This is a genomic window from Margalitia sp. FSL K6-0131, from assembly GCF_038008735.1.
GTDB lineage: Bacteria > Bacillota > Bacilli > Bacillales > Bacillaceae_C > Margalitia > Margalitia shackletonii.
The window spans coordinates 3,909,731-3,935,905 of sequence record NZ_JBBOZS010000001.1; the positions used below are offsets into that span (position 1 = coordinate 3,909,731).

Here is a 26,175-nt window from a genome sequence, read left to right on the forward strand (position 1 = left end):
GGGAAAGAAAAAAAGGAGGTATTCAAATATGAACTTTGCAGGTGGCGGTTTCGCTTTAATTGTCGTGCTTTTTATCCTGCTAATCATTGTAGGGGCAGCTTTCCTTTGTTAGAAAAAGCCGTCAATAAGACGAATGCCTTAACGATATGAAATAAGAAATATAAAAAAAGATCAATTTAGAGGAGGTGTTATACAATGACCGGAGGCGCATACGGAGCTGGTTTTGCATTGCTGGTAGTATTATTTATTCTGCTCATCATTATCGGTGCATCTTGGGTGTATTAATAAGTAAGCAGAAGCACCTTATCATCGACGTACGGACTGAGGGGCTTCAGGCTGTGTTAAAGAAAACATAGCAAGGTAATTCTGCTGATGTTAACTTATCGTAGGAAGGAGACCCGGAAGTCCGCTAGTCGATAGGCGCTGGAGCTAAGTCAAAGAAAAACTCATTGAATATTTATTGGAATTTGTTATTTTTATTATTAATTTAAAAGGGTCAGGCATTCAAGCCTGACTTTTTTATGTACAAAAGGTTATTATCCCCAAGAAAAAAGGAAATGTATATGTTTTTAGTCACCATTTTCAAGCGGTGTATTTATGCAGTAATAATTTCTACATATGAAGATACCAGCAATATAGTTATGAGAATATTAATCGTCATAAAAACTTTCGGCTGACGGTCTTCTAGAATTTCCTTTTGAATACAAAGAGAATTGGTCAAGCTATTAAAGGAATACAGAATAAAAACAGCAAAAATAATAAAAATGGAGATCATCCATAACCCCTCCCCATATCTCCTATAAATTAGGATATCAAAAGTTTATCAAAAAAGATAGATGAAAATGCTCTTATCGAAGAACGGAAAATGATTTATGATAGGCTTATGTGCAGTTCTTGCACTATATTCATCATATGAAGCAATATTACTCTTATTAATTTTTTAATTATCAAAACAATAAAACAAAACAAATATTAGTTGTAAAATATGCTTGAAATGTATATATTTTTTTGGTTAAGATGTAACATATTAAGAAGGAAACGCTATGATCTTAGGCGACGAATTTCGTATTCTTCGATGCATACTTCGGGAAACAGAGAGTCGATTTCCGCTTTATCGTAAGATGAGAGCAATCCCCTAGACGCTTGACGCTAGAGCCAGACAAAAGAAAACATTAAACGAGGTTGGGAAATGGAAAATTTCGAAGAACGATTGAAAAGAATGGAATATTATCAATCACTGCTTTTACAAATGTCAAAAAAAGAAGGCTTTGGTTTCTATCAATTAATCATAGAAAAACAATTAACAGAGGAAGATGTAGCACAGTTCTTTGACCTTTGTGAGAGTTTGAGCAAAGAATATGAAGAATTAAAAGCGGAAAATTTTGTCTACTTTTCTCCGCTTTATGTAAAGTTCAAAGAAAGGCTACATCCTAAACTGCACCCTCACGAAGTGATAATGGCATGCATCGATCAAAAAATATATTCGGAATTAATGCATACCTTATTGAAAAATATTTCTTAAGAATGTTCATTTTCCAAGGATAATTTTTTGATTTTCCCATCATCCTCCGTGAACTCTGTTTCAATATTATTAAAGGACTTTTCGAATATTTTCACAAAGTCATCCCCGTAAATATTTCGAATTACCGCCATAAGTTCAATAAATTCTGGAAATTTACCATATAAGTTTCGAATTGGCATAGCACCTTGAAAAATGGTATTTGTGGATGGATTAAAGGATTCCATTAATTCTAATAATATCTTTTCCCCATCTTCTGTAATTTGAATATACGTGTTTCTTTTGTCATTTTCCTTTTTGGAAAACTGCAACAAACCTCTCTCCTCTAATTTCTTTGAAAAATTGAAAGCGGTCGAAACATGCATTACCCCAAATTTTGCGACATCAGAAATAGAAGCACCTTTAAGATGATAAGCAATCCATAAAATGTGGTGCTCGTTGATATTCAAATCATAGGGCTTAATCCATTGTTGCCAGTCTTTTTCTATTGTCTTCCACAATGCTTTGCTTAATTGAGCTATTCTTTGGCTAAAAAGCATAGCTTCCTTAATTGAAAATTGATCCCCTGTCATTATTTCACCCACTTTTATCTCTTTAATAACATTATGCCAATAAAACAAAAATTAATAAAGATATAAATTGACAAAATTTTTTGAAACGAGAAATATAATAAAAAAACCCCATTTATAACGGAGTTTTTCAGGCATTTTTATTCGTCTTTATTTCTAATTCTTCAATGGTTTTTTGAATTTCTTTTAATTCATTGAAAAGTGATTGCTTTGTTGGCTCGATTTCCTTTTGCCATTCATTTATCGATGTTTTAATATCGTGAATAATTTCTATGGCTATCTCTTTTCCTTCTCCGGATAATTTGGAAAATGAATTTTTTAAACGGGTAAGATTCAATCTGATATCTTGTAAGTTACTTGCCCAATCATCCGCCGTTTCTTTTAATTGAACCCGAAGCTCTTTTCCGGAAGTTGGGGCTGCTAATAACGCAGTAATAGCACCTGCAATACTGCCAAAAAGAAATCCATAACCTAGAGACCTTTTATTCATTCTATTCACCTCTGTTTGTTTCTATATCCTATTATAACAGATTCGAAACTAACTTCTAAAAAATATCATAAATTATTCAAATGTTTAATATATGACAAAAATACTCTAGCATACGGATTTCTTAGTCACTAGCGAGACCAACGGAAACACAGCGAAGAAGTTCATGAGTTGATGACATACCGCACGGATAAGTCCCTAGTAGACAGTGTTAATGCTAGATATAGACTTCATAGGTTAAACATTTTTTTATGGAATATAATTCATTACATGTAACTGTGAAGCATATTGTAGTGGTAGGACTTACTAATGGCATCTGGGGGAAGGAGATGGCTGCCATCACTTTTTTCTTTTTTATAATTAGTATTCTTTTACTTGCTGGTATGATCTATAATATTTTAAAACATTTACAGCCGGGCTTTTATCCACCGAAGAGAGTTTTAAAACAAAGAGTTAGATTGATGGCTGTTGGAGGCATACTGTTTGGTTTATTAGGTTTTATTTGTATGTGGATTTTCAATTAAAATGGCCCTAAAAATTAGGGCCATTTGATTATATTTAAGCATTTTTAATGACGTGCGTTCTTCTTAATATTGTTTGCACAATTGGATAAAGAATCGCCATCGCAACAGCATTCATTAATGCTCCTACTAAAACAGTTATATATAATACTAAGAAAGGTCCAGGTAATCCAACAAGAAGTAATGCTGAAGTTAAAAATACAGTACCTGAGATTATAGTTCCAATAACCGTAAATACGATTGCTTTAATAACAGAAAAGCTTTTTTTGGATAATAAAATATAAAGTCCAAAGAAAATAAAGGATGTAATTAATTTATCAATAATATTTGGAACAAGTCCTCCCGGAAAACTGGTAGTCAAGCCTGATATAATTCCTGTTAAAGCACCTAATAACAGTACATTTTTCTTTTCAGGAAATAACATAATTCCAAGAAACATCATCGTTAACATCATGTCCGGCTTCATATCCAAAATAATCCCAGGAATAATGGTGTGCAGCACAGTACCGATGCCGACGAGCAAGGCCATGCTAACAAGTGACTTTGTATTCATTTTTCTCATCTCTCCTCATCATTCTATTCTCTGCTAATCCCTCTCCTGCTGTGCACTCACTGCCAGCAGCGAAAGTTTATTTGTATTTTATCATATACCTAACAGGCAGGAAAGAGAATTTTAATGGGAATAAAAAGTAAAAATCCTGCATTTAGGCAGGATTTCGGGCTTTTTTTATTGAATATGATTAGATATTTCGCCTGCAATTTTTTGCAGATCGTCAGAACTATAATTATCTTGATGAGATTTCCAAACAGCGCCAAATCCATCACCTTTCCCATAACGAGGAATTAGGTGTATATGGAAGTGGAAAACAGATTGTCCAGCAAATTCACCATTGTTTTGCAATAAATTCATTCCAATTGGTTCGTAGGCAGTATTTAGGGCATTTGCTATTTTCGGTACTGCCTTAAATACATTTCCTGCGATTTCTGGAGTTAATTCAAATACATTCTTTTTATGTATTTTCGGAATAACAAGTGTATGTCCTTTTGTTACTTGGCTTAAATCAAGAAAAGCAAAGACATGTTCGTCCTCATACACTTTTGCGCTTGGAAGCTCCCCGTTAATTATCTTGCAAAAAATACAATCACTCACAGCAATTCCACCTTTCTGCTTTTTATTTATTATACTAGGAAGTGGCGGAAGTTGGAAGTTAGAAAAGCGGAAGCGCCTTGCCCATCGGCGTACGGATTTCGTAGTCTTCGACTGAGATAAAGGAAACACATTGAGGTAGTTCACGAACAAGTGAAAATCGCACTTCCATTTTCAACTGATGTTGACTTATCGTAGGGAGGAGACGGAGAAATCCGCTAGCCGATAGGCGCTGTAACTAGACAAGGATATTTTTGAAATAAAGAAGGGACGGGATTTCCGTATGGATCCCGTCCCACCTGAAGGGGTATTTAAAGATATAGGTTTTCGTCTATTCAGCCTTTGATAAACACCTCATTTTTCGATGAATGTGTTATAAAGCTAGTGGAGTAAATGACCTTTGTTCAACGTGATCATCCCCTTATTGCTTAAAAGTTTTTATTTAGACTTTTAAAACAGTAAGCGATCTACGACAAACACCTCATTTTTCATGTTGGTGTAAAATCCGTTGTTGTCATTTTATGACTTTTCCCTAATCAGCTTATATTACGGATCTCGGTCTTTAACAACCACCCCGTTATAAGTTTTGTAAATCCCCTTCGATAATAGAATGTGCAATCATAAGGAAGTTATACACTTTTTCACAAAATGACCGTTTTCTTTTTTAATTAAAGTGTTGGATAATGTTACAATATCAATAATCAATACTGTTTTCATACAATTTATTGTTTTACCTCTTTGTATAAGATACAGAAACAGTACAGTTTCATGGCATCTTTTCTGAAAATGTATTGAGTCTATTTGAATAGAGAAATTTATGGAAGTTTTGATTCAACAAAGGATAAGAAAAGAGCCATAATCCATGAATGAAAGGACGTACAAAATGTCTCTACTTGAAGTAAAAAACTTAATTGGCGGATATACAAAAAAGCCAGTATTAAAGGATATTTCTTTTTCCATCAACCAGAAAGAAATCATTGGGCTAATTGGCTTAAATGGTGCTGGAAAAAGTACAACCATTAAACATATCATCGGATTGATGGAGCCTAAAAAAGGATCGATTCACATTAATGGAAAAGCCCTTCGCGATCAACCTGACGAATACAGGAAGCAATTCTCCTATATTCCTGAGACGCCAATTCTATACGATGAATTAACATTGGACGAACATTTAAAAATCACAGCGATGGCTTATGGAATCGATGAAAATACATATAACGAACGTATAACACCATTACTAAAGGAATTTCGACTCAATAAAAAATTGAATTGGTTTCCTGCGCATTTTTCTAAAGGGATGAAGCAAAAGGTCATGATTATGTGCGCCTTTTTGGTAGAACCTGATCTATATATTATTGATGAACCTTTTCTTGGACTTGATCCACTTGGAATTCAATCCCTGCTTGATCTGATGAAACAGATGAAAGAAAACGGTGCCGGCATTTTAATGTCTACTCATATATTGGCAACAGCAGAGCGATATTGTGATGGATTCATTATTTTACATAACGGGACGATAAGAGCTAAGGGGTCGTTGGAAGAATTAAGAGACCAATTTAATATGCCGGGAGCAACATTGGATGATATTTATATTCAATTAACGAAGGAAGATTCAGATGAAGAAAATTGATAACCTTTGGAAAGAACGGCTGCAATTATATACCATCGAAATGCGTAAGTATTTAAAATACATTTTTAATGATCATTTATTGTTTGTGGCAATTTTCGCATTGAGCGGCGGGGCATATTATTATAGCAGGTGGGTAAAAACATTAGATCACCATTTCCCAATAGGATGGGTGATGGGGCTTATTTTAGGTCTTGTCATTACGATTAGTCCGATTTATACGTTACTGAAAAATGCGGATAAAGTTTTCTTACTTCCGCTTGAAACAAAGCTGCAATCATACTTTCGCAAAGCGATAAAACTAAGCTTTGTCATTCAGTCATATATTTTATTAATGGTGCTCGCCGTTTTAATGCCGATGTATGTACATTCAACTGGCGGAAGCTTTCGATCCTTTTTCTTTTATTTAATCATCATGTGGATTTTAAAATATTGGAATCTTTTCATGCATTGGGACGTATTAAAATTTAGAGATCCACAAGTAGAAATTTTCGATTGGATTATTCGATTCGCTTTAAACACAATATTTGTGTTTTTGCTCGTTGAAAAAGCTCCATTTTGGTACGTCGGAGTATTAATTGTACTCTATATTGGTGTATATCAATATTTCCATCGTTTGGCGAAGGAAAAAACAATAAAATGGGATTTGTTAATTGAAAAGGAAGAAAAGCGATTGACAGGATTTTACCGCTTTGCCAACCTATTTACGGATGTTCCGAAATTAAAAGGGCAAGTAAAACGCCGCAAATGGTTAGATCCTATTCTAAATAGAGTAAAATATGGGCAACAAAATACGTATCGCTATTTATTTGCGAGAACCTTTGTCAGAACAAGTGAATATTTTGGATTGTTCGTTCGATTAACCATCATCGGGGGACTAATCTTGCTTTTCAGTGATCAGCGCTACTTAATGATTGGGGTAGCCCTAGTGTTTTTATATTTAACCGGATTTCAGCTTATCCCAATGGTGCGTTACCATGAATTGAAAATATGGTTACATCTCTATCCGGTTTCTATGGAACTGAAAAAAAGCTCTTTTCTAAAGGTAATTACAACTGTATTAATGCTTCAAGCGCTAATATTCGGGATTCTTGCCCTAATAAGCAGCTCGTGGGTAAATGGAGTACTTGTACTGCTTATTGGCATTGTATTTGTATTGCTATTAGTGAAAATTTATATTCCATCTCGGTTAAAAAAAATAGATACGAATTTTTAACATGGCACCATACTAGATTCTGAAGGAGAATCATTTATGGATTATGAAACAACAATCCGTTCAGAAGTAGAAAATTGGAAACGGAAAATAACAAAAAGATCAAGCATGGTCAAACGCATAACCGAAAAAGCTCAAGGAAAATTGAATCAGTTTATTCCGGAAAAAGCACATCAATTGATCACTGAAAGCATCAAAAAAATGATTCAAACAACGCTTTTCGGTTCGGACTTTTTAACAAAGAAACGTGACACTTCTGCTTTATCCTTGGAAGAAAAAGAAAAGCTAATAAAAGAAAAGCTTGCAGTCTACCGAAAAACAGCAGCTGTGGAAGGTGCTGGAACAGGTGCCGGAGGAATTTTACTTGGCCTTGCTGATTTTCCATTACTGCTTTCTATTAAAATGAAATTTTTATTTGAAGCAGCTGCTATTCATGGTTATGATACCTCAAGATATGAAGAAAGATTGTTCATTTTAAATGTATTCCAATTGGCATTTTCAAGTGAAGAGCACCGTAAGAAGGTATTATCGATTATAGAAAATTGGGAACAAGAAAAAGTGCATTTAATGGATGTGGATTGGCGGACGTTGCAAGAAGAATATCGTGATCATATTGATTTTGTTAAAATGCTGCAGCTTCTACCGGGAATTGGTGCAGTGGTTGGAGCGTATGCTAATTATAATTTATTGGAGCAGTTAGGGGAAACTGCACTTAATGCATATAGGATTAGGTTATTGGATAATTCTCTTAAAAAAATTGATACTGAGTAAAAGCTTTGGTGAATTTCACCGTTATCTCAGCTAGGCGGACACCAGTTCCATTATTTGTGACAAAACGGCTTAATTTCGGATGTTCGCGGACTTTGGTTCCGCTATTCGCTTCATAAGCAGGGATTTCCTTGTGGTTTTTGGCATATAACGGAATCAGTGTCCGGTAAACTCTTATATATGGGGCATTTATTGAAAATAACGGATTCTGTGTCCGCCTTACCCCCTATTCACAAAGAAACCGAGTAAAAAGCAAGAGTGAAGCTTTTTACTCGGTTTTTCATTGAAGGTTATTTAATTATGAAAAGTAGGTTTATAGAAAGAACGATTTTCCAAAGCAAATATTCTTTCCGAAAATTCCCCTGGCTTCACATGTCTTAATGCACGGTCCAACATATTCATTTTGGCATCGACATTATCAATATAGTGCAGTATCTCAGCTTCCTTGATCATCGGAGTCTTTGCACTGCCCCATTCCAGCTTCCCGTGATGGCTTAATACCAAATGCTGCAGCACCATTACTTCCTCACCATGGATATCGAGTTCCTCTGCCGCTTTACCAATTTCATTGACCATGATGGTTATATGTCCTAACAAATTCCCTTCTACTGTATAAGTAGTGGAAATCGGACCGGAAAGCTCCATAACTTTACCTAGGTCGTGTAGGATGATGCCGGAATATAATAAGTCCTTGTCTAACGATGGGTATAAATTAGCAATTGCTTTTGCCAGATTTAACATAGATACAACATGGTATGCAAGCCCCGAAACAAATTCGTGATGGTTTTTTGTTGCCGCTGGATAGACTAAGAATCCCTTATTATATTTTTTTAATAAGTGTCTCGTAATTCTTTGGAGATTCGGGTTTTTCATTTCAAATATATATTGGGTTATCTGGCTCATCATCTCATCTTGACTAAGCGGTGCCGTTTCTACGAAATCTGAGACTTGAACATTATCCTGCGGATTTGCGGGGCGGATTTGACGTATTCTTAGTTGAAGACGCCCGCGATAATTTTGAACATCCCCATTTACCTTCACAACTGTTTCAGCCTTATAGGTTTGTTCATCCTGGTCAGATGTATCCCAGAGCTTTGCCTCTATATCACCAGAGCGGTCCTGCAATACGAGCGACAAAAAGGGTTTGCCATTACTCGCAATCCCCTTTGTACAAGTTTTTACCAGCAAAAACATTTCTAATTGTTCCCCGACTTCAAATTCCATAAGTCCTTTGGTCATTTTTTATACCCCCGTTTCTCTCTTCTTTGATTGTTTTCGTATAAATTCTTATCTTTCGTATTTTATTTTTAAATCCTAAATTAGACTTATTTTCGGGGCATCTTTTCTTATAATGGATATTCATTTCTAATCCAAATTAGGAAGTTTATAAGATTTTCATTTTGCAAAAGCATCTATATTTAAGAAAAGAGCCTTACTTAAGGTTTAAACCGAGTATACCATAAATTGCATAACGATTACTTTTTAAAAATTATCCAATGGTCTCCACTTTTTGCAGAGAAGCCTTTAAATCTATTATTGTTTCATGAGAAAATTCTTGCAGAAGGTGCTGATGACAGGTAAAAAACAGCACCTGAGTCGTTCTGCTTATTTCTTTTAGTAATTCTATAACTTTGTTCGTTCTCTTTTGATCAAAGTTTACGAAGCTGTCATCAATGATGATAGGAAACGGATAATCATCTTTTAGTACATCAACAAGTGCAAATCTAATAGCGACATATAATTGCTCTGCTGTCGCTTGACTTAGCTCTTCTGGCGCAAAGATCATTCGATCGTTTCTTTCCACAACAAAATTTCCGTCTTCTTGTAAATGTATATGAATATACTGCTCATTCGTAAGCAGTCGTATAAATACCTCCGCCTTTTCCATTACCTTTGGAAAACGCTCCTTTTTTAAACGATCCATCGTTAACTTTAACAATTGTTTCGCAATCGCCACTTTTGCCCAATGTCTTGCTTTACTATTGAATTGATCCCGTAATTGATAAAATTCGTGGAGTTTTTCTGTATAGGTTCCGCCTTCTTCTAAAACGGTGATTTCATAATTCACTTGTGCAAACTCCTTATGAAGGGAATCCAGTTTTTTGGAGTTTGTTTGAACAAGATTAGCGAATTTTTGCTTTTCCTTTTCAAGCTCATCCAAAGAACCTATTTCAGCATCGGCAAAAGTATTTGGATTGAATTTTTTCTCCAGAATTGCAAGATTAGATTGGAGTTCCTGGTATTCAGTGTATACTTTCGCTTTCTTGCGGAAATCCTCCTTATCTTTCGCATGAGCGTCCCGTAGCAGTTCTTCTATTGCACTATTCAGTGCTGTTTTTTCATTTGACCATTTTCGTTCATCATTTTTTAGTTCTTCAAGCTTTACTGATCCTTCTTTATATTTTCCTTGACTTTCTTTTGCTTTGTTCCAATCATTTTTTAGGCGAATAATAGCTTCATTGATTGGTAATGAATGCTCCTTTTCGGTTTTTGTGAGTGCTTCTACTTTTCTTTCCCATTCCTCGTATTTTGCTTTTAATATATCGAAATTTTTTCTTTTTTGGTATTTATTTTGGATTACCTTAGAAAGTTCCATTAGTATGTCATAAGCATCCGGGAGCTGATCAGTTGCAAAATGATGTTGAAGCAGCAGTTCTTTTTTAATGTTGTTAAGAATTTCTTCATTTTCTTTACAATCTAATTTCCAATGTTCTAAAGCTAAATGAACACTTTCAACACGGTTTTGCTGCATTTCAAGCTGAAGAAGCAGATCCTTCCATTCCTGTCTTAACTCTAATTGTTCTGCGTATTTTTCCGATTGTTTAAGATTATTTTCTCGTTCATCCAACTGCTCCAATAAATCTTTTTCTCTTTCTACTAATATTGAAAGCTCACTCGATGAACTCTTTCTCTTTCCTTTCTCCAACCAAGAAGAAACCAATAGAAAGACAACCCCTATTAAGGAGATAATCGCAAGAAAACTTTGTTTAGATACAAAACTGTAAACCATTAAGCATACTAAAAGTATGATAAATCCTATTAGACGAATTCCACGAACAAACGATTGATTATTTCCCTTTGCCATTTTCAACATGTGGATTTGTTCTTTCACATGCTGATATTCAATCTGTAATTGTTCCAAGCGATTATGTTTCTTTTGCTCTTCAAAAAGCCTGCGAAACTCATCCTCCGGAATAAGCCTATTTTCAAGCGATTCCATTTTCCATTCAATATCCCCTAAAGCCTTTTCCTCTGCCTCAGCTTGCTTTGATAATTCCTTTTCACGGGTGCCTAAAGCGAAATAATCTTTTGTTGCTTTTTTTATGCGCTCCTTCATTCCAATTCCCAAATCGATGGAACCAATCTGATCAATATCCATTTCAGTAAAATGAATATCCCTCGCCAGTCTCTTCATCTGCTCATCCATTTTTTCTATTTCAAATGTTAATCTTTGCATTTGTTCTTGCCATTCCTGTGCTTGCGGCCATTGCTCTAAGATCATCTGTATGGCAGTTTCATTTTCCATTAATCTAGAATCGGGAATGACTGCTTCCAGTTGGTTTTCAAGCATCGTCTTTCGTTCCTGAATGGTTGTCAAATAACTGGTGACGGAACGTAATTGGTCTTCAAGATGCTCTAATCGGCTTAATCCATCAATCGGAAACGTTACCTCCCCTATCTCTTGCAAACGCTGATTGATTTGTTCTCTTTCTTGATAAAGAGGCCAATCTTGAATAAGCTGATTCAAGGTTTGAATATTTTGTTGATAGGTATGTATTTGATCCTGTAACTGCTTTATCTCTTGTTGCATTTGCCAAGCTTGTTGTTTTAAAAGGGTATAGGATTCATTTTGTTTCTTTCCTTTTTTTAGTTCACCGTCCTTTTCCTTTAGCTGATCCAGCAATTGATTAAGTTCCGGCTTGCGTCCATTTGGTTTAAAAAGTGAATCCAGTTCCTTTTGCAGTTGCTGCTCCGAATTCATAAGCGTATCTGTCCCAAAAGTACCCGCCGCTAATAAATACCTGCTAATGTCCTCTCCTTTCATCCTTCCAACATCTTGGATTCCGTGTATATTGAAGGAATAAATGGATTGGTACATACGCCTGTCCATCCCATTTAGAATTTGACTTAAAAGTTCATCACTACCAACGGTTCCATTCGCTAAGGTAACCGTTACATCTCCAACAGCTTTTCCCCGAATCCGTTCAATCGTAACCTCTCCGTAATCCTTCGTTTCCAATACTAGTTTTCCACCATATTTCCCGCTACTTTTCGGTTCGTATCGAAGCTCCGACTGCTGTTTTGTCGGAAACCCAAATAGAATACTATGAATGAAGGACATCAGCGTTGACTTACCAGCCTCATTTTCACCATATATCACCTGTAGGGAGGTAACGGAAGGAAAATGAAAATCGATTAGCTTTCCATATCCATATATATAGATTTCTTTCATTTTCATGTTTTCACCTCCTGTTTATTTATGATTTTGAACTTAGCAATTGTGACAGCATTTGCCCCGCTTCGTTTAACAGCTCTGTCTTCTCCGCCGCAGAAAAGTTGTCTAAATACCTGCTGCTTCTGATATGTGTATACAATTCCCCAATTGCTTCTTCAAAAACAGCATTATCATCCAATACAACTAATGCTCTATCTAATTCATTTTTAAAAGATTGATATTCACTTAAAAAAATTGCATCCTTTTCGGCGCTATTTTGTTTTACCTGATAAGTCCAAACAAAATTTTCTTCCTGTTCTTCTCCATCCTGAAGACTTTCTATTAACTCCCCGTTTGTGATTTTTTCGAGTGCATTTATCTCTAAATTCTCTGTATCTACGATTTCCAGGCACAGCAAAATTGCCTGATTCAGTTTGCGAATGTTATCCATTGCCTCTTTACATTTTAAAAACAGTTCATGAAAATAACTGCACTCTTTCGCTGAAACGGTGATGGATTCCCAAATAATATCAGAGGTTTCAATAAATTCTAATGTGGTTTCATGTTTTGACAAAGTGACAGCAAAACATCCTTTAACGGATTGTTCCTTTGAATTCCGACCTTGAATATTTCCCGGATAAACAATGTACGGATCCTGATGTAAAATTTGCTGCTTATGAATATGGCCAAGTGCCCAATAATCCATCTCCTTTTCGAGCAAATCACGGATAGAAAAAGGGGCATATGGCTGATGATGTGTGCTCCCACCCTCACAATGGCCATGTAGAATGCCAATGTGCAAATCAGCACCAGGAGTTTTGTTATACAGACCCACTTTCCTATCTCTTACATGTCTTTCTGGATAACTAAATCCATATAAGTGAACCTTAACACCTTTATTCGTTATGTAATGCTTTACCTCTACATCAGAGGAAAAAACATGGACGTTATCTGGCATCTCAATGGTAGTCCATGCACCTCCTAGGTGGTCATGGTTCCCATGAATAATAAAAACTTCTATATTTTCACTTTGAAGCCGTTCCATCTGTTTGCGTAATCTTGCTTGAGCCTTAATACTGCGGTCTTCCCCATCATATAAGTCTCCGCTTATGATGATAAAATCAACCTTCTTCGAAATGGCAGCATCCACTACCTTGGTAAAAGCAAGGAAAGTACTTTCTTGAATTCTTTTGAAAATTTCTTTCGGCATATATTGCAAACCAACAAATGGGCTATCCAAATGAAGGTCTGCACAATGGATAAATGAGATATTTTCCAAGATAGTCCGCCTCCTTCGAATATATGTTCTCTATTTTTTATTATAAACAAATTTATAGATTATTAAAGGTTATTAATAGAAAAAAAACACCACAAAAGGTGTTTTTTCCTGATTTTATTGGTTTTTAGACATTTGTAATGCTTTCTTGATATTTTTCAATGAGTTTGATTTACCATATAGCAGAACCCCGCCTCGGTAAATCCGTGCTCCAATCATTCCTAAAACAGCAATCGATAAGACAAGAATAACGATTCCTGCTATTCCATTCCAAACAGGAAGATCCAGCATGCCAACCCTCATGAACATAATCATCGGTGTGAAAAATGGAATAAAGGAAGTAACCGTAACAAATCCTGATTCTGGATTGTTTAATCCAAACATTGCAATGAAAAAGCCTATCATGACTACAAATGTCATCGGCAGCATCATTTGCTGTGCATCCTCGATGCGACTAACAAGGGATCCGAGAAAAGCAGCCAATGTAGCAAAAAGTAAATACCCTAACAAGAAGAATATCACTGCATACAAGATAGTCGACACTGGTGTACTGGAAAATCCAAATGCTTCAAAAAATCCACCCGTCATGTTTTGTAAATTTTGTTTGATTAAAAGATACCCTACAAGAAGTAAAACTACCATTTGCGTTAATCCTAATAACGCGACGCCAAAAATTTTAGCAAACATTTGCTTTGTAGGCGATGCACTTGAAATAAGAATTTCCATTACTCGCGATGATTTCTCTGTTGCTACCTCCATTCCCACCATATTGGCATAGAAAAGAACGGAAAAATAGATTGCAAATAATAGAATATATACAAGACCTCGGGCTTGTGCAAGTTCTTTTTCTGATTTTGCATTATCTCCAAGACTGACCTTTTGAAACGAGATTGGGCTATTTAATAGTGCTAGCTTATCTGAGTTCAACTTTAAACTTGTTGCAGCCATCATCGTTTTAACGGTTTGCAGTGCTTGTTTTACATCATTTATCGTACTGGAATCCGTAATGGTTTTTGCTTTGTAAACAGCACTTGGCATTTGATTGGAATCAAGAGTTAAAACCATATATCCATCAAATTCACCGTTTTTAATATTTTTTTGGAGCGCATCTTCTGATTTTTGTACTTTGTCCAATTGAATATCTTTATTCACCGCTTTTAATTGCTCTTGAAATGGCTGAAAGACACCGTTAGTTTCGTCTATAACGGCAATCTTCTTCTCCTTATCACCACTAGTGAACAAGTTGATAATATTGCTCATATTTCCTAACAAAAGAACACCAACAAGTAAAATAATAGAAGTAATAATAAAAGATTTAGATTTTAATCTTGTGAAATAGGTGTGGGAAAGCATAATCCAAAATTTATTCATAGGAAGCACCTACCTTTTCTATAAAAATATCGTTTAATGAAGGTTCCTCCAATTCAAATTTACGGATAAACCCTTTACCAGTTATTTCGGAAAAGATTGATTGGGATACTTCTTCTGATGCTATTTGCAAATGGGCTCCTTGTGATGTCTTTTTCCATTTTACGACTCCGTCAAGTTCCTTCAAAAAGCTAAGATCAAAATCGGCATGGATAGTCACATTTTTCTTTCCAAAAGCCCTTTTTATTTCTTTTAAACCGCCATGAACGACCGGACTGCCGTGGTGCATGATACAAAGACTTTCACATAATTCTTCAACATGCTCCATTCTGTGGCTGGAAAATACAATGGTCGTTCCATCATTTTTAAGGTCGTTAACAGCCGATTTTAGCAGCTCGACATTTACCGGATCTAAGCCGCTGAATGGTTCATCCAGAATTAATAGCTTTGGTTTATGGATGACAGAGGCAATAAATTGGATTTTTTGCTGATTCCCTTTGGATAGCTCCTCTACCTTTTTATTTTCATATTCCGGAACATGGAAGCGATTCAACCAATTTTTCAGTTCTTTTTCCGCACTTTGTTTGTCCATTCCTCTTAATCTAGCTAAATAAATAAGCTGATTTTTTACTGTTTGTTTCGGGTATAGACCACGCTCTTCCGGTAAATATCCAACAAGCGAGCTTGCCGTTTCATCAATTTGCTTCCCGTTCCATGTAATCTCACCTTTAATCGGAGTAAGGATGCCCAATATCATACGAAAAGTTGTTGTTTTTCCCGCACCATTGGCCCCTAAAAATCCATATATTTCTCCTTTCGGAATGGTTAATGATAGATCATTAACAGCCGTAAAATTGCCAAACTTTTTTGTAACATGATTTATATTTAATGACAAACCAAAAATCCTCCTTTATGTAGCTATCCATTTGTTCTTTACGTAATGAACTAGTAAAGGTTCCATTTAATTCTATCTTAACCGAAATATTTAAATTGGTAAAAAATTATAAAATTTATGTTAAAATGATGATAAAGTTTCCAATTAGGAGGAGCAACCATGCCTAACTACAAATTAACAGTATTTGAGGAAAATGGAGAAAAATTATTGGATGAAACGTTTGAAGCTGCAAATGATGCTGAAGCAAAAAAACTTGGGGAAACTATTTTAATTGAAAAAGGGGCAATCGATAAAACACATCGATGCACCTCACCTTCAGGAAAGCTGTTATTATTCCATCGCTAAAAATCGGCCTTAATGGTCGATTTTATTATTTTCCTAAAAAATTGGGTTGTCTTTTTTCTACGAATGCCTTAATTCCTTCCTCATGATCATATGTTTGTCTCATTTTCCATTGGGCGTTTGTTTCTAATTCTAAAATGGTTGTTAGTTTTTGATTGTTTAATGCTGTGAATATTTTTTTCGTCTCGATCATGGCAAGGATAGGCTTTGTTTTCCAAGCCTTGATTTGATTTTGTACTGCTGAATTCATGTCCTTTGCCACTTCATCTATGATGTCGATTTTCTTCGCTTCATTGCTGTTTAATACTTTGCCTTCCCAAATTAACTTCTTTGCCTTTTCTTCCCCAATCCGTCTTTCCAGATGAAAATGACCTCCACCATCTGGAACTAAACCTATTCCAATAAAATTCATCGCTAGTTTACTATCTTCATGGCAAATGACATAATCTGCAGCAAGTGCTAAGCTTAAGCCGAGACCTGCGGCAGCTCCATTTACAGCTGCAATCGTAAGCTTGGGCATGGTGTAAACGGTTGTAACAAGACTATTTATCTGCTCCATAATCGAAAAGAACTGGTCTTTCCCACTTAACTGCAGCATTTCTTTGATGTCTCCACCAGAAGAAAACGCTCGTCCTTCCCCTTTTAACACTACGATTTTAATAGCTTCATTTAATGATAGTTCCTTTAAGGCTTCATTTAATTCTTTAATTAATACCGAATTTAGTGCATTTAATGAATCCGGACGATTGAATGTAACCGTTGCGGTATCTTCGTTGAAATTCACAACAACGGTTTCATAGACTGCATCCATGTTTATCCCCTCCTAATTATAGGATAACTGAATGAGTATTCATTCGTAAATATTATTTTCATAAAAGTCTGTAATTAATCTGTAGATAATAAACATTCACTTTAATTGTTGTAATAGGGGAAATAATCTTTTGACGGGGGCTATGGACTTTTCTCTGGCATTTTCAGGGTTAGTTGACCTTTAACACAGTTTGTATAATTTCCAATCAAACTGTCCCTCGTAAATAACTTGCACTCCTCCACCAAAAAAAGACAGGTCCCCGCGCTGGCACCTGTCTACCTTCACCTGCAAACAATTATTTAATTACATTCATTTTCTTCAAAAATTCTATTGGCGGTTGTTTGCGAAAATGTTCTTTTATCATATAGGATACACCATTTTCATTATTCGAGCGTGTAATCCAATCCGCTGATTTTTTCAGCTCTGCAGATGCATTTCCCATAACAACTCCGAGACCTGCCCATTCTATCAACGGCTTATCATCTAAGCCGGACCCTATGGCAACCACTTCTTCACGACCGATATTTAATTGATCACATACATACAAAAGCCCTTTCAGTTTCGAAACACCTACAGGAACAATCTCCATCTTTGTATCGTCATTTACAATGCAGTCCACTTCATGAAACATTTCTCCGATTGCTTTCCTGGCATCGTGTAAATCTTCAAGATCATTGAAAATTACTTCTATTTTTGGAGGGGACACAGGTGACTCTTTCAATTTTTCCACCAATGAATCAACATATTGCTCCGAGTAGGAATAACGGGTAGAGGATTGAAAGACAATTTTCCCCATTAAATTGCTGGGCACTTTTCCTTTATTCCCAAGCGTAAAGTCTTCATGGACTAAACGGATTTGACAATGAAATGCTTCTAAAAAGCGAACCAAGTCAATGGTTGAATTCTCACTAATTTTTTTTACTAATATTGGGTTTTTCTTTTCATTAGCAATAAAGGCTCCTTGATGTGTGACTAATGGTGCATTTACTTTTAAAGCATTTCCCAGTCTACTTGCCGTTGAAAAGTTTTTCGAAGTAACAATAGAAACATAAATACCTTTTTCAACCGCATATTCGATTGCTTCTTTTGTTGCTTTATTTAAACGCCCATTGCTGTTCAACATAGTATTATCAATATTCAGCGCAAGCAGTTTATAAATCATAGATGTTCCCCCTCTTAGTTTGCAGCATCCACCACTTATGACTAACACTTGTTTGTATAAACTTATGTGTTTTTAGAGGAGGATAGAACTTTATGAAATGGATTAGTTAAGATGCAAAAAAAGGGGACAAAAAGAAAAGTAACCATAAAACGATTGTCTATAGTTACTTTATTGATTGAAGTTTTAGAAGTTCAAGAAATTAACACTGAAACTTTCTTACAATATTGTTTACGTCTAGCTACAGCGCCTATCGCGGGCATTTCTCCTGAACTACCTCCCTGTGCTTCCTTTATCTCAGTCAAAGCCCCAACAGGTGAAATTTGCACTTCCATTACAATTGTCCGTACGTCGATAAGCAAGGAGCTTTTCGCATTTGTTCTTATTGACTCATTTTTCCGTATAATTCATCAAGCGGCTTCATAACAATTTTATTTACTTCGTTAATTGCAATGCTCATATGTTGTTCTGCATCCATTAATTGAACGATTTTTGGATTTTGCTGTACCATGGCTGCCACACTTTGCGCCTCTTGGACTTCATTTTGCGATATATTTTGCCCTGTCATTTGTTTTTCCTGAAGCTTCATTTGAATATTGCGAAATTGATCGAATAACTTTTTCGCTGCTGGATCCATTCGAATATCCTCATATTTTGCTTGTAATGTTTTGTATTCCTGACTATTCTTTAATGCGTTTTCTAATTCATATGCAAGATCATAAATATTTGATGCCATTTATTAAACCTCCTCTAAGATCTCTTACCACTATAACAAAGTATGGGCATTCTATCCAATCTGCTACCATTTTTTACGTGCAATACACGCAAACAATTTAGGCATCGATTTGAAACAAAGGACTAAATAAGGAAACGAAATGAATAAATAGACTATACGAATCAACAATTTTATTTTAAAAATCTACCACAATCCAATAAAAAAGAAATGAACCAATTAGTATTAAAAATCATACGATATCAGCAAGAGCCCAAAAAAAACAAATGCGTAAGAGGTAATGGCGATGACATTACAGGTTTCCGTGCAAGAATCGAATTACTTTGAGGAACTTACACCAATTATCCAAATTTCCTTCTATATCATTGAACATTTTAATATTCCAATTGAAAAAAGCATTTCCATTCGTGTTGGAGACAAATGTATTTCAGCAGATTTAATACCAATCCAGGCAAAAGAAACGAAAGAACGAAGCCTTATCATGAATCAAACTCTATATCAAGAATTAGCACTTCCTCCGGCAACATTTGAAATACAGGCATACTACAAAAATCATGAGCTTTGTTTAGGCCCTTTCTTAACTGTTTTAACTGAAATGAAGATTAAAAAGGATCTGCAGCCTTTTTTCGGATCTATTCACGACTTTAGCAACGAGCTGCATCAATATGGCAGGCAAGTTGGTACTGTTGTTTTCATTACCTCCCTTTCAAAATATCCTCACGAAGGATATTACATGAAAGAAGGAGAATGGGTGAAAGCGCGATTACCGCATTCTGATTTTATCTATAATCGCATTCATTCAAGAAGAACAGAAAACGGAAAATTATTTAGACAAACCTTTACGGAATGGACAAAAAGCAAATCCGTGCTCTTTAATTCCCGTTATATTTCGAAATGGGAAGCTCATGAAAAACTTGAAAATGCCACACAACTTAAAGCATTTTTACCGAAAACAACTTTATATGATAAATCAATCTTTCAAGAATGGTTGTCTCAATACAACGATCTATTTATCAAGCCTGTTAACGGAAGCCAAGGGCGTGGAATCATTCATGTATTTCAGAAAGACAACAATATTATTATCGAAAATTCAAATTCACCTGAAAGAACAAAATTGCAATATACATCATCTATCCAAGCTGCATCAGACATTCAAAAGTGGATTAAGAAAAAAATTTTTATTATCCAGGAATCCCTCCCCCTCATCACTCTCGAGAATAAAAAAATTGATTTTCGCTTTTTATGCCATAAGATAAACAATGATGAATGGAAAATTACCTCTGTAGTCGGCAGAATATCGGGGGAAAATCAATTTGTCTCTAATATTGCACAAGGCGGAAAACTGTCGCGCCCTATGGATATTTTACACAACCACTTCACATACGAAAGAGCCCTCCTCACATATCAGTTGATGAAGGACTTAGCGCTTGAAGTTTCAAGAGTAATCGATCTCGCCTTTGATGAAATATTTGTAGAGTTAGGGATTGATATCGGAGTAGATTCAACAGGAAATCCATGGCTAATTGAAGTAAACTCGAAACCATCCAAACAATTGAGCACTGAAAAAAGTCAGATCCGTCCTTCCGCTAAGGCTATTATTCAATTTTGTCAAAACACTTGGAAAGAAAGGAGTAACCATGATGATAACATTGGGGATTTTAACGCTTATTCCACATGAAAACAATTCGTATTTCGATGAAATTGCCAAAAGAGCAATTCGCTACAATATCGACGTTTTTCTATTTTCCCCTTTATCGATAAATCCAAATACATTACTTGTTAGCGGTCTTTATTTTGACAATGACCTGCAAAAATGGAGCAATAAAGAGTATCCCATTCCCGAATTCCTCTATGATCGCTGCTTTTACGGGGAAGATCGCAAATCAACAGAAGCCGGAGCCATTGTTTCATGGTTAAAATCAAGAAGCGATATTACGTTTCTTGGTTACGGACTTCCTAATAAATGGAGGTTATATGAATCATTAATCAAATGTCCGGAAATTGCCCCCTATTTACCAGCTACAAAGAAAGCCTCCAGTCCGGAAAAGGTAATTGCAGAAATCAAGCAGCATAATGAAATTATATTAAAACCAATTAACGGGGCACATGGATATGCCGTTTACGCCTTGAAGCTTGTTAATAATACAATAAAAATCCAAACGACCAAGCAAGAGCAAGTAATTGAAAAAACATTTACTAATTTTGAGCAAGCAAAAATTTGGCTGGAAAAGTTACTTACAAAGCAAATATTCCTTATTCAGCCCAGATTAGATAATCGAAATAAGACGGGAGCACCTTTTGATCTTCGGCTTTTATTACAAAAGGACGAAAATGGCATGTGGATTGAAAGGGGCAGAGCCATTCGTACCGGAAGTAAAGATGGCTTATTGACCAATATTTCTGCCGGTGCCAGTGTACATTCCTATGAATCATGGTGCTCTAATGCAACCGAGTTCAACCACAGCTATTTAAAGAATGAAATAAATGATTTACTATCCATCCTTCCTCAACAATTAGAAACCATGTTCCATCCCTTGTTTGAGCTTGGCATCGATGTCATTATTGCGAAGAATCAATCCATATGGATATTAGATATTAATTCGAAGCCAGGTAGAAAAATAATTAGTTTAACAAATCCGGATAGAATGGAAACATTATATGAAGCTCCCCTTGCATATTGTCAGTTTTTAGCTTCAAAAATCAAAACACCTATTGAAGATTACTAGGAGGTATGACGATGCCTGCCCGCTACAACATAGAATTTTTTGACCAATCAAGTTTAAAGGTTTATTTTCCCATTAATATGAACCTGAACAACCCAGCTCAGAGAATTGCATTTGGCTCAACTATCATCGAAGCAAAATGTGAACAGCAGCCAAATGGACGAAATGTTATTTCCATGAGTAAAGGATTAGCCCAAAAACTCCAGCTTCCGGAATTTGTAAAATCAATCTATCTATTTGAAAATGAGGATATCATCGTTTTTGGTCCCCTCATTGGCATTTTTTCTTCTGGCTTTACACCATATCAAATAAAGCCAATCGGGGATCGATCCTCTATATTTGAAAAACTTCTTTCTGTGCAATCTTCCGTAGGTGTTGTTCCTTTCTTGTTTGGGGAACAGCATATCGACTGGGACCAAGGAATGATTGATGGATATTTCTTCACAAAAGATGGCTGGGAAACAAGAAGAGTACCTTTCCCTAATGTGGTTTATGATCGATTACCTAATCGAAGAAGTGAAAGGCTGCAAGCCTCCAAAATGGTAAAAGAAAAACTGAGCCAAGATTACTTAATTCCTTGGTATAATCCCGGTTTTTTCAATAAATTAGATGTATATGAAAGATTATTACAAAGCGATATTGCCGAAAAATATTTACCAGAAACATTCCCGTTTTCTTCCTTCTCACAAATTGAGCAAATGCTTTCTAAATATGGTCACGTCTATATGAAACCAATGAATGGCAGCTTAGGTCTTGGAGTACATCAAATCCTTTATCGCCGCGAAGAAGAAGCATATTATTGCAGATATCATGATCAAACGAATCATTTAATTAAATTTAAGTCATTAGAGGCATTGATGAAAAAAGTATTCGGCAAAAAAAATCTTGAAAGAATGGTTGTACAGCAAGGAATTTCACTTATGCGATATAATCAACATCCGGTTGATTTCCGAGTCCATGTCAATAAAAATAAGGACGGTGAGTGGGAATTAAGCGCCATAGCCGCAAAGGTTGCAGGTAGCGGAAGTCCTACCACACATGTAAAAAACGGTGGAAGTATTAAAACAATCGAAGAGGTATTCGATAATGCTGAAGAATGTCAAAACTATAAGCAAAAGCTGGAGAAAGCTGCATTAGATCTTGCTGTGATTATTGAAAATCAAATGGAAGGTATAATTGGGGAAATTGGGTATGACTTTGGAATCGACACAAGCGGGGAAATATGGCTCTTCGAAGCAAATTCTAAACCAGGAAGATCTATCTTTAAGCATCCACATTTAAAGGAATTTGATGTATTAACGAGAAAGCTTTCTTTATCCTTTGCAGTCTTTTTAACCGAAAAGGCGATGAAAAAACCTGAGGAATTGTTTCTATGAATATTTATTTTCATCCCAAAAAGAACATATTTGTTCATATAGATAAAGAGAATGGACCATATTTTTGGGGTAAAAATGATGAATTTCTTCCATGTCTAGAAGATGAGGTTCCACCTTTCTTTTCTTTTAAAATGAAAACAAACAAAATGAGGATTGGACCACTAATTGGGATATTAATAAGTCGAAATCGCCGCAATGAAGTGATCGGTGACAGTGAATTATACATCGGTATACAAAAAGAATTACAGAAAATGGGTGGTCTTTCCTTTCTTTATAGTCTTGAGGATTGCAGAAAGGATTATATCAATGGCATTTGCTATTGCACGGAGGAAGAAAGATGGATTCAAGCAGCCTTTCCCTACCCGCAATTAGTTTATAATCGAATTTCATATAGAAAACAAGAGATAGAGGAATCGTTTATTCAGCACGTGGAATGGATCAGGAAAAATGATATTATTTTGTTCAACCCTGGATTTATTGATAAATTTTTGATGCATCAAATTTTTTCGAAAAATACTCAGTTAAAACCATTGCTGCCAGACACTATTTTCGTTGGAGAAGACAGCAATGCCTTCCAGCAGTTTATACACACCCACAAAAGACTGTATTTAAAACCCACTAAAAGCTCTCAAGGAAACGGCATAAAACTATTAACGGTTGAAAAGGATAACAGATTTCAAATACGAACGAATGCAAAGATTGAATATCTCACAACACTGCCTGTTCTCATACGTTACTTAGAAAATCATTGTTTGAAACAACCTTATATTGCACAAGAAGCCATTGACAGTGATTTAATGAACGGGAAAAAATATGATTTTCGTATCCTCTCCCATTTTGAAAAAAACAAGTACAAAATAACAGGCATCGGAGTTAGGATGGCCAAAACAGACGGAATCACGACCCATGTTTCAAAGGGAGGAGAAATATTTCCCTTTCAGCCTAAGACTCATAAAAGATTAATTCATGACTTCAAAAGAATTGTCGATGAATGCGGAAAGTCACTTTCGCATGATCTTGGATTTTTCGGAGAATTTTCGATGGATATAGGAATGGATACGAACGGAAAGCTTTGGATATTTGAGGTAAATGCGAAACCAATGAAGTTTGATGAGTTGGAAATAGAAAGAAATAAGATGACAAAGTTAATTCGACTTTTTTATGAGCTGACCAATTTTTAATACGTTATAATATAGCTATCATAAAAGAATTAATAGGAGGACTGGTATCTTTGATCCAACATTTCCAATATAAATCCTTATACATGAATGAGAACTTACCTGGATGGTCCTTCTCGTTTTATTATCAAAAACAAATGATTACCGGTATTTACCACCCAGATGGAAGAATTGAGTGGAAAACAGAAGGATTTAGTCCAGATAATGAAGATGAGATAAAAAAACAAATCCATGAGATTATGCTTTTTCATGTATATGATAAATAAGAAAAACGCAAGCACCTTGCCTAAAAGTGCGAATTTCTTCGTCTGAGCCGGAGATACAGAAGACGCGAAGAGGATTTTCCGATGCCCAAACCATCAGGGAGAAAACGCAGAAATACGCTAGCTACTGTCGTCCTTAATTTACCATGATAATGGATGAATGCAACCATCCGTCCGATGCTTAAACTAAGCAGGAACAATATTTCATAAGGAGATGTGGTTGCATTGTCAATGTTTAAGGACCCGGAGTTTCTTCCGGACACACATTATGAAGGAAAAGATAAAGCATATTTAGATGTTGATAGGATGATAAACGAAGGGATGTCCGGCGGTTCTGTCCATATGCGCCAAGACTCCACAAATATTGAAGAAGCAGTTGATTTATTCGAGGAAGATCCTCCTACTGAAGTAAAGTAAGAAAAGCGGAAGCGCCTTGCTCATCGGCGTACGGATTTCGTAGTCTTCGACTGAGATAAAGGAAACACAGTGAGGTAGTTCACGAACTGATGTTGACTTATCGTAGGGAGGAGACGGAGAAATCCGCTAGCCGATAGGCGCTGGAGCTAGACAGGATTAAACTTGTTAAATAATTTATAGTATATTAACTTATATTTTCTTGTCTTCTAAGAAAGGTATTGAAACAATCCTGAAATCAGGGTTGTTTTTTTTATCATTGAGAAATTTTACAATTAATCCATTTAAAAATGGTCTACGTCTTACTCCCATCGCTTATCGGCAGGCAGATTTGTTCTGTAAATTAAATTTTTTGAAAGCTTCTTCTTTTTCTAATACAATATTTCTTAAGACATGCAAAATGAGGTATTGATATGATTAAACAATTGAAAAAGCATTATCCAAATGCCATTGTGCAGCCAACACTTCCAGAGCTAAATCACTATTATTGCTTTTATATTGACACAGAAAATGTTTACATAGCTATTCCCGAAGCTGATATATCACAACCAGAATTAGAATTGTTGAACTCCCTTTTTCCGATATTTTCTCGTACGTTACATTTAAATCAAGGAATAAAGGCACAGGAATGGTATGAATTCCTGCTTGGTTCAGATACCGAGATACCGGAAGAGTCAAAAAATGACGAGTTTCGCATTATTCAATATTCTATTTCCGAGTACAAAGAAGCATTTGAATTAAAGGATATTGAAGAAGCTTTCCATAATATTTTTTCACACCCTGTTATTCCGATTTTCATCTCCCAAACAGAAGGGATAATAGTAGAAACAAATCACCCCCTTTCATTGTCGGTTCAAGATCTATATTCTGCCATTCAAGTGTTTGAAAGTGATTTTTACTTTAAAATCCACTTCTTCCTTGGCCAATTTCGACCTTTGGATTATCAGTTAAAAAGACTGTACCAATTAGAACAAAATTTATTTCAATTCGCACTCCAGGAAATGACGAAGGAAAGAATTCATACTTTTGCAAACGTTTTTCCATTATTTTCACTTAAAAATGTTGATTCTACCTCAAGAAAGCTTTTGTTTACACGAATTTTTGAAGCATTTGAGGAAGACAAGGATTTATGGAATACCATTAAACTTTATTTAGAAAATCACTCTAATACTAGCCAAACAGCTAAACAACTGTTCCTGCACCGAAACAGCTTGCAATATAAGATTGATAAATTTATTGAAAAGACTGGAAGTGACTTAAAAAGCTTTTCAGGTGCATTGACCACCTACTTAGCTTGCTTAGATTATGAAGGGTTGGAACATGGAAATAAAAAGATGCCGAAAAATTAGTC

Annotated in this window: 28 protein-coding genes; 15 read left to right on the forward strand and 13 right to left on the reverse strand. The window is 35.6% G+C overall.

Going from position 1 to position 26,175, the window contains the following annotated elements:
• Positions 1–28 precede the first annotated feature (28 nt).
• Positions 29–112: a YjcZ family sporulation protein gene (locus NSQ59_RS19195; RefSeq protein ID WP_083489390.1), complete on the forward strand. Its 84-nt coding sequence runs from the start codon at positions 29–31 to the stop codon at positions 110–112.
• Positions 113–195: 83 nt separating this feature from the next.
• On the forward strand, positions 196–285 hold the full coding sequence (locus tag NSQ59_RS19200; protein ID WP_055740866.1) for a YjcZ family sporulation protein: 90 nt from the start codon (positions 196–198) through the stop codon (positions 283–285).
• Positions 286–595: 310 nt separating this feature from the next.
• On the opposite strand, the gene NSQ59_RS19205 is transcribed toward NSQ59_RS19200, so the two are convergent.
• Positions 596–775: a hypothetical protein gene (locus NSQ59_RS19205; RefSeq protein WP_340832429.1), complete on the reverse strand. Its 180-nt coding sequence runs from the start codon at positions 773–775 to the stop codon at positions 596–598.
• 414 nt (positions 776–1,189) lie between these two features.
• Between NSQ59_RS19205 and NSQ59_RS19210 the strand changes: the two genes are divergently transcribed.
• The gene (locus NSQ59_RS19210; RefSeq protein WP_055740868.1) at positions 1,190–1,522 is read left to right on the forward strand and encodes a DUF1878 family protein; all 333 of its coding nucleotides are present in this window, start codon (positions 1,190–1,192) and stop codon (positions 1,520–1,522) included.
• Here the strand turns inward: NSQ59_RS19210 and NSQ59_RS19215 are convergent.
• Together NSQ59_RS19215 and NSQ59_RS19220 are read right to left on the reverse strand one after the other, a co-directional pair.
• Positions 1,519–2,091, reverse strand: coding sequence for an HTH-type transcriptional regulator Hpr (locus NSQ59_RS19215; RefSeq protein ID WP_055740869.1), 573 nt, complete (start codon positions 2,089–2,091; stop codon positions 1,519–1,521). The two genes, NSQ59_RS19210 and NSQ59_RS19215, sit on opposite strands and share 4 nt — an antisense overlap.
• A gap of 127 nt (positions 2,092–2,218) precedes the next feature.
• A complete protein-coding gene (locus NSQ59_RS19220) occupies positions 2,219–2,578 on the reverse strand; it encodes a YtxH domain-containing protein (RefSeq protein ID WP_055740870.1) in 360 nt (119 codons plus the stop codon).
• A gap of 248 nt (positions 2,579–2,826) precedes the next feature.
• Between NSQ59_RS19220 and NSQ59_RS19225 the strand changes: the two genes are divergently transcribed.
• A complete protein-coding gene (locus NSQ59_RS19225) occupies positions 2,827–3,099 on the forward strand; it encodes a hypothetical protein (RefSeq protein ID WP_126648311.1) in 273 nt (90 codons plus the stop codon).
• A 34-nt stretch (positions 3,100–3,133) separates the two neighbouring features.
• Here NSQ59_RS19225 and NSQ59_RS19230 read toward each other — a convergent pair whose 3' ends face one another.
• Positions 3,134–3,649, reverse strand: coding sequence for a tryptophan transporter (locus NSQ59_RS19230; protein WP_055740872.1), 516 nt, complete (start codon positions 3,647–3,649; stop codon positions 3,134–3,136).
• A 174-nt stretch (positions 3,650–3,823) separates the two neighbouring features.
• Positions 3,824–4,246, reverse strand: a complete 423-nt coding sequence (locus NSQ59_RS19235) for an HIT family protein (RefSeq protein WP_055740873.1) — start codon at positions 4,244–4,246, stop codon at positions 3,824–3,826.
• A gap of 880 nt (positions 4,247–5,126) precedes the next feature.
• Here NSQ59_RS19235 and NSQ59_RS19240 point away from each other — a divergent pair.
• From NSQ59_RS19240 to NSQ59_RS19250, 3 genes are read left to right on the forward strand one after another with little or no spacing between them, the layout of a single operon-like run.
• Positions 5,127–5,873 (forward strand): ABC transporter ATP-binding protein, encoded by a 747-nt coding sequence (locus NSQ59_RS19240; protein ID WP_055740874.1) that lies wholly within the window; start codon positions 5,127–5,129, stop codon positions 5,871–5,873.
• Positions 5,860–7,086, forward strand: coding sequence for an ABC transporter permease (locus tag NSQ59_RS19245; RefSeq protein ID WP_055740875.1), 1,227 nt, complete (start codon positions 5,860–5,862; stop codon positions 7,084–7,086). The genes NSQ59_RS19240 and NSQ59_RS19245 overlap by 14 nt, the downstream gene beginning before the upstream one ends.
• Before the next feature lie 36 nt (positions 7,087–7,122).
• Positions 7,123–7,854, forward strand: coding sequence for an EcsC family protein (locus tag NSQ59_RS19250; protein ID WP_340832431.1), 732 nt, complete (start codon positions 7,123–7,125; stop codon positions 7,852–7,854).
• Between the two features lie 291 nt (positions 7,855–8,145).
• On the opposite strand, the gene yhaM is transcribed toward NSQ59_RS19250, so the two are convergent.
• The 5 genes from yhaM to NSQ59_RS19275 all read right to left on the reverse strand — a co-directional run bounded on the left by yhaM (position 8,146) and on the right by NSQ59_RS19275 (position 15,825).
• Complete coding sequence (gene yhaM / locus NSQ59_RS19255; RefSeq protein WP_055740877.1) at positions 8,146–9,090, reverse strand: 3'-5' exoribonuclease YhaM; 945 nt, start codon at positions 9,088–9,090, stop codon at positions 8,146–8,148.
• Between the two features lie 250 nt (positions 9,091–9,340).
• Entirely contained in the window at positions 9,341–12,310 is a 2,970-nt protein-coding gene (locus tag NSQ59_RS19260) for an ATP-binding protein (RefSeq protein ID WP_340832432.1), read from the reverse strand.
• A 19-nt stretch (positions 12,311–12,329) separates the two neighbouring features.
• Positions 12,330–13,565 (reverse strand): metallophosphoesterase family protein, encoded by a 1,236-nt coding sequence (locus NSQ59_RS19265; RefSeq protein ID WP_340832433.1) that lies wholly within the window; start codon positions 13,563–13,565, stop codon positions 12,330–12,332.
• 114 nt (positions 13,566–13,679) lie between these two features.
• Entirely contained in the window at positions 13,680–14,933 is a 1,254-nt protein-coding gene (locus NSQ59_RS19270; RefSeq protein WP_340832434.1) for an ABC transporter permease, read from the reverse strand.
• Complete coding sequence (locus NSQ59_RS19275) at positions 14,926–15,825, reverse strand: ABC transporter ATP-binding protein (RefSeq protein ID WP_340832435.1); 900 nt, start codon at positions 15,823–15,825, stop codon at positions 14,926–14,928. Before NSQ59_RS19275 ends, NSQ59_RS19270 begins: the two co-directional genes overlap by 8 nt.
• Positions 15,826–15,984: 159 nt before the next feature.
• On the opposite strand from NSQ59_RS19275, the gene NSQ59_RS19280 reads away from it, so the two are divergent.
• Positions 15,985–16,170 carry a YhzD family protein gene (locus tag NSQ59_RS19280; protein ID WP_055740882.1) on the forward strand — a complete coding sequence of 62 codons (186 nt, stop codon included), beginning with the start codon at positions 15,985–15,987 and terminating at the stop codon, positions 16,168–16,170.
• 25 nt (positions 16,171–16,195) lie between these two features.
• Here NSQ59_RS19280 and NSQ59_RS19285 read toward each other — a convergent pair whose 3' ends face one another.
• The 3 genes from NSQ59_RS19285 to NSQ59_RS19295 form a co-directional block, all read right to left on the reverse strand.
• Positions 16,196–16,978, reverse strand: coding sequence for an enoyl-CoA hydratase (locus NSQ59_RS19285; RefSeq protein WP_340832436.1), 783 nt, complete (start codon positions 16,976–16,978; stop codon positions 16,196–16,198).
• A gap of 295 nt (positions 16,979–17,273) precedes the next feature.
• Positions 17,274–18,140 carry a Cof-type HAD-IIB family hydrolase gene (locus NSQ59_RS19290; protein WP_055740884.1) on the reverse strand — a complete coding sequence of 289 codons (867 nt, stop codon included), beginning with the start codon at positions 18,138–18,140 and terminating at the stop codon, positions 17,274–17,276.
• Positions 18,141–18,519: 379 nt separating this feature from the next.
• Positions 18,520–18,873, reverse strand: a complete 354-nt coding sequence (locus NSQ59_RS19295; RefSeq protein WP_055740885.1) for a YlbF family regulator — start codon at positions 18,871–18,873, stop codon at positions 18,520–18,522.
• A gap of 283 nt (positions 18,874–19,156) precedes the next feature.
• On the opposite strand from NSQ59_RS19295, the gene NSQ59_RS19300 reads away from it, so the two are divergent.
• The 7 genes from NSQ59_RS19300 (at position 19,157) to NSQ59_RS19330 (ending at position 26,173) form a co-directional block, all read left to right on the forward strand.
• Positions 19,157–20,548 carry a YheC/YheD family endospore coat-associated protein gene (locus NSQ59_RS19300; RefSeq protein ID WP_340832437.1) on the forward strand — a complete coding sequence of 464 codons (1,392 nt, stop codon included), beginning with the start codon at positions 19,157–19,159 and terminating at the stop codon, positions 20,546–20,548.
• Positions 20,511–21,596: a YheC/YheD family endospore coat-associated protein gene (locus NSQ59_RS19305; protein WP_340832438.1), complete on the forward strand. Its 1,086-nt coding sequence runs from the start codon at positions 20,511–20,513 to the stop codon at positions 21,594–21,596. Before NSQ59_RS19300 ends, NSQ59_RS19305 begins: the two co-directional genes overlap by 38 nt.
• An 11-nt stretch (positions 21,597–21,607) precedes the next feature.
• Positions 21,608–22,969, forward strand: coding sequence for a YheC/YheD family endospore coat-associated protein (locus tag NSQ59_RS19310; RefSeq protein ID WP_340832439.1), 1,362 nt, complete (start codon positions 21,608–21,610; stop codon positions 22,967–22,969).
• Entirely contained in the window at positions 22,966–24,150 is a 1,185-nt protein-coding gene (locus NSQ59_RS19315) for a YheC/YheD family endospore coat-associated protein (RefSeq protein WP_055740889.1), read from the forward strand. The genes NSQ59_RS19310 and NSQ59_RS19315 overlap by 4 nt, the downstream gene beginning before the upstream one ends.
• A 50-nt stretch (positions 24,151–24,200) precedes the next feature.
• Complete coding sequence (locus tag NSQ59_RS19320; RefSeq protein WP_055740890.1) at positions 24,201–24,413, forward strand: YheE family protein; 213 nt, start codon at positions 24,201–24,203, stop codon at positions 24,411–24,413.
• A gap of 228 nt (positions 24,414–24,641) precedes the next feature.
• Positions 24,642–24,827, forward strand: a complete 186-nt coding sequence (locus NSQ59_RS19325; RefSeq protein ID WP_055741280.1) for a hypothetical protein — start codon at positions 24,642–24,644, stop codon at positions 24,825–24,827.
• Between the two features lie 410 nt (positions 24,828–25,237).
• The gene (locus NSQ59_RS19330) at positions 25,238–26,173 is read left to right on the forward strand and encodes a PucR family transcriptional regulator (RefSeq protein ID WP_055740891.1); all 936 of its coding nucleotides are present in this window, start codon (positions 25,238–25,240) and stop codon (positions 26,171–26,173) included.
• Positions 26,174–26,175 lie beyond the last annotated feature (2 nt).

Bases quoted from the DNA above. Each gene is read 5' to 3' on its own strand.
- NSQ59_RS19195 (WP_083489390.1), top strand. From the start codon at position 29: ATGAACTTTGCAGGTGGCGGTTTCGCTTTAATTGTCGTGCTTTTTATC.
- NSQ59_RS19200 (WP_055740866.1), top strand. From the start codon at position 196: ATGACCGGAGGCGCATACGGAGCTGGTTTTGCATTGCTGGTAGTATTA.
- NSQ59_RS19205 (WP_340832429.1), bottom strand. From the start codon at position 775: ATGATCTCCATTTTTATTATTTTTGCTGTTTTTATTCTGTATTCCTTT.
- NSQ59_RS19210 (WP_055740868.1), top strand. From the start codon at position 1,190: ATGGAAAATTTCGAAGAACGATTGAAAAGAATGGAATATTATCAATCA.
- NSQ59_RS19215 (WP_055740869.1), bottom strand. From the start codon at position 2,091: ATGACAGGGGATCAATTTTCAATTAAGGAAGCTATGCTTTTTAGCCAA.
- NSQ59_RS19220 (WP_055740870.1), bottom strand. From the start codon at position 2,578: ATGAATAAAAGGTCTCTAGGTTATGGATTTCTTTTTGGCAGTATTGCA.
- NSQ59_RS19225 (WP_126648311.1), top strand. From the start codon at position 2,827: ATGGAATATAATTCATTACATGTAACTGTGAAGCATATTGTAGTGGTA.
- NSQ59_RS19230 (WP_055740872.1), bottom strand. From the start codon at position 3,649: ATGAATACAAAGTCACTTGTTAGCATGGCCTTGCTCGTCGGCATCGGT.
- NSQ59_RS19240 (WP_055740874.1), top strand. From the start codon at position 5,127: ATGTCTCTACTTGAAGTAAAAAACTTAATTGGCGGATATACAAAAAAG.
- NSQ59_RS19245 (WP_055740875.1), top strand. From the start codon at position 5,860: ATGAAGAAAATTGATAACCTTTGGAAAGAACGGCTGCAATTATATACC.
- NSQ59_RS19250 (WP_340832431.1), top strand. From the start codon at position 7,123: ATGGATTATGAAACAACAATCCGTTCAGAAGTAGAAAATTGGAAACGG.
- yhaM (WP_055740877.1), bottom strand. From the start codon at position 9,090: ATGACCAAAGGACTTATGGAATTTGAAGTCGGGGAACAATTAGAAATG.
- NSQ59_RS19260 (WP_340832432.1), bottom strand. From the start codon at position 12,310: ATGAAAATGAAAGAAATCTATATATATGGATATGGAAAGCTAATCGAT.
- NSQ59_RS19270 (WP_340832434.1), bottom strand. From the start codon at position 14,933: ATGAATAAATTTTGGATTATGCTTTCCCACACCTATTTCACAAGATTA.
- NSQ59_RS19280 (WP_055740882.1), top strand. From the start codon at position 15,985: ATGCCTAACTACAAATTAACAGTATTTGAGGAAAATGGAGAAAAATTA.
- NSQ59_RS19285 (WP_340832436.1), bottom strand. From the start codon at position 16,978: ATGGATGCAGTCTATGAAACCGTTGTTGTGAATTTCAACGAAGATACC.
- NSQ59_RS19290 (WP_055740884.1), bottom strand. From the start codon at position 18,140: ATGATTTATAAACTGCTTGCGCTGAATATTGATAATACTATGTTGAAC.
- NSQ59_RS19295 (WP_055740885.1), bottom strand. From the start codon at position 18,873: ATGGCATCAAATATTTATGATCTTGCATATGAATTAGAAAACGCATTA.
- NSQ59_RS19300 (WP_340832437.1), top strand. From the start codon at position 19,157: ATGACATTACAGGTTTCCGTGCAAGAATCGAATTACTTTGAGGAACTT.
- NSQ59_RS19305 (WP_340832438.1), top strand. From the start codon at position 20,511: ATGATAACATTGGGGATTTTAACGCTTATTCCACATGAAAACAATTCG.
- NSQ59_RS19310 (WP_340832439.1), top strand. From the start codon at position 21,608: ATGCCTGCCCGCTACAACATAGAATTTTTTGACCAATCAAGTTTAAAG.
- NSQ59_RS19315 (WP_055740889.1), top strand. From the start codon at position 22,966: ATGAATATTTATTTTCATCCCAAAAAGAACATATTTGTTCATATAGAT.
- NSQ59_RS19325 (WP_055741280.1), top strand. From the start codon at position 24,642: ATGTTTAAGGACCCGGAGTTTCTTCCGGACACACATTATGAAGGAAAA.
- NSQ59_RS19330 (WP_055740891.1), top strand. From the start codon at position 25,238: ATGATTAAACAATTGAAAAAGCATTATCCAAATGCCATTGTGCAGCCA.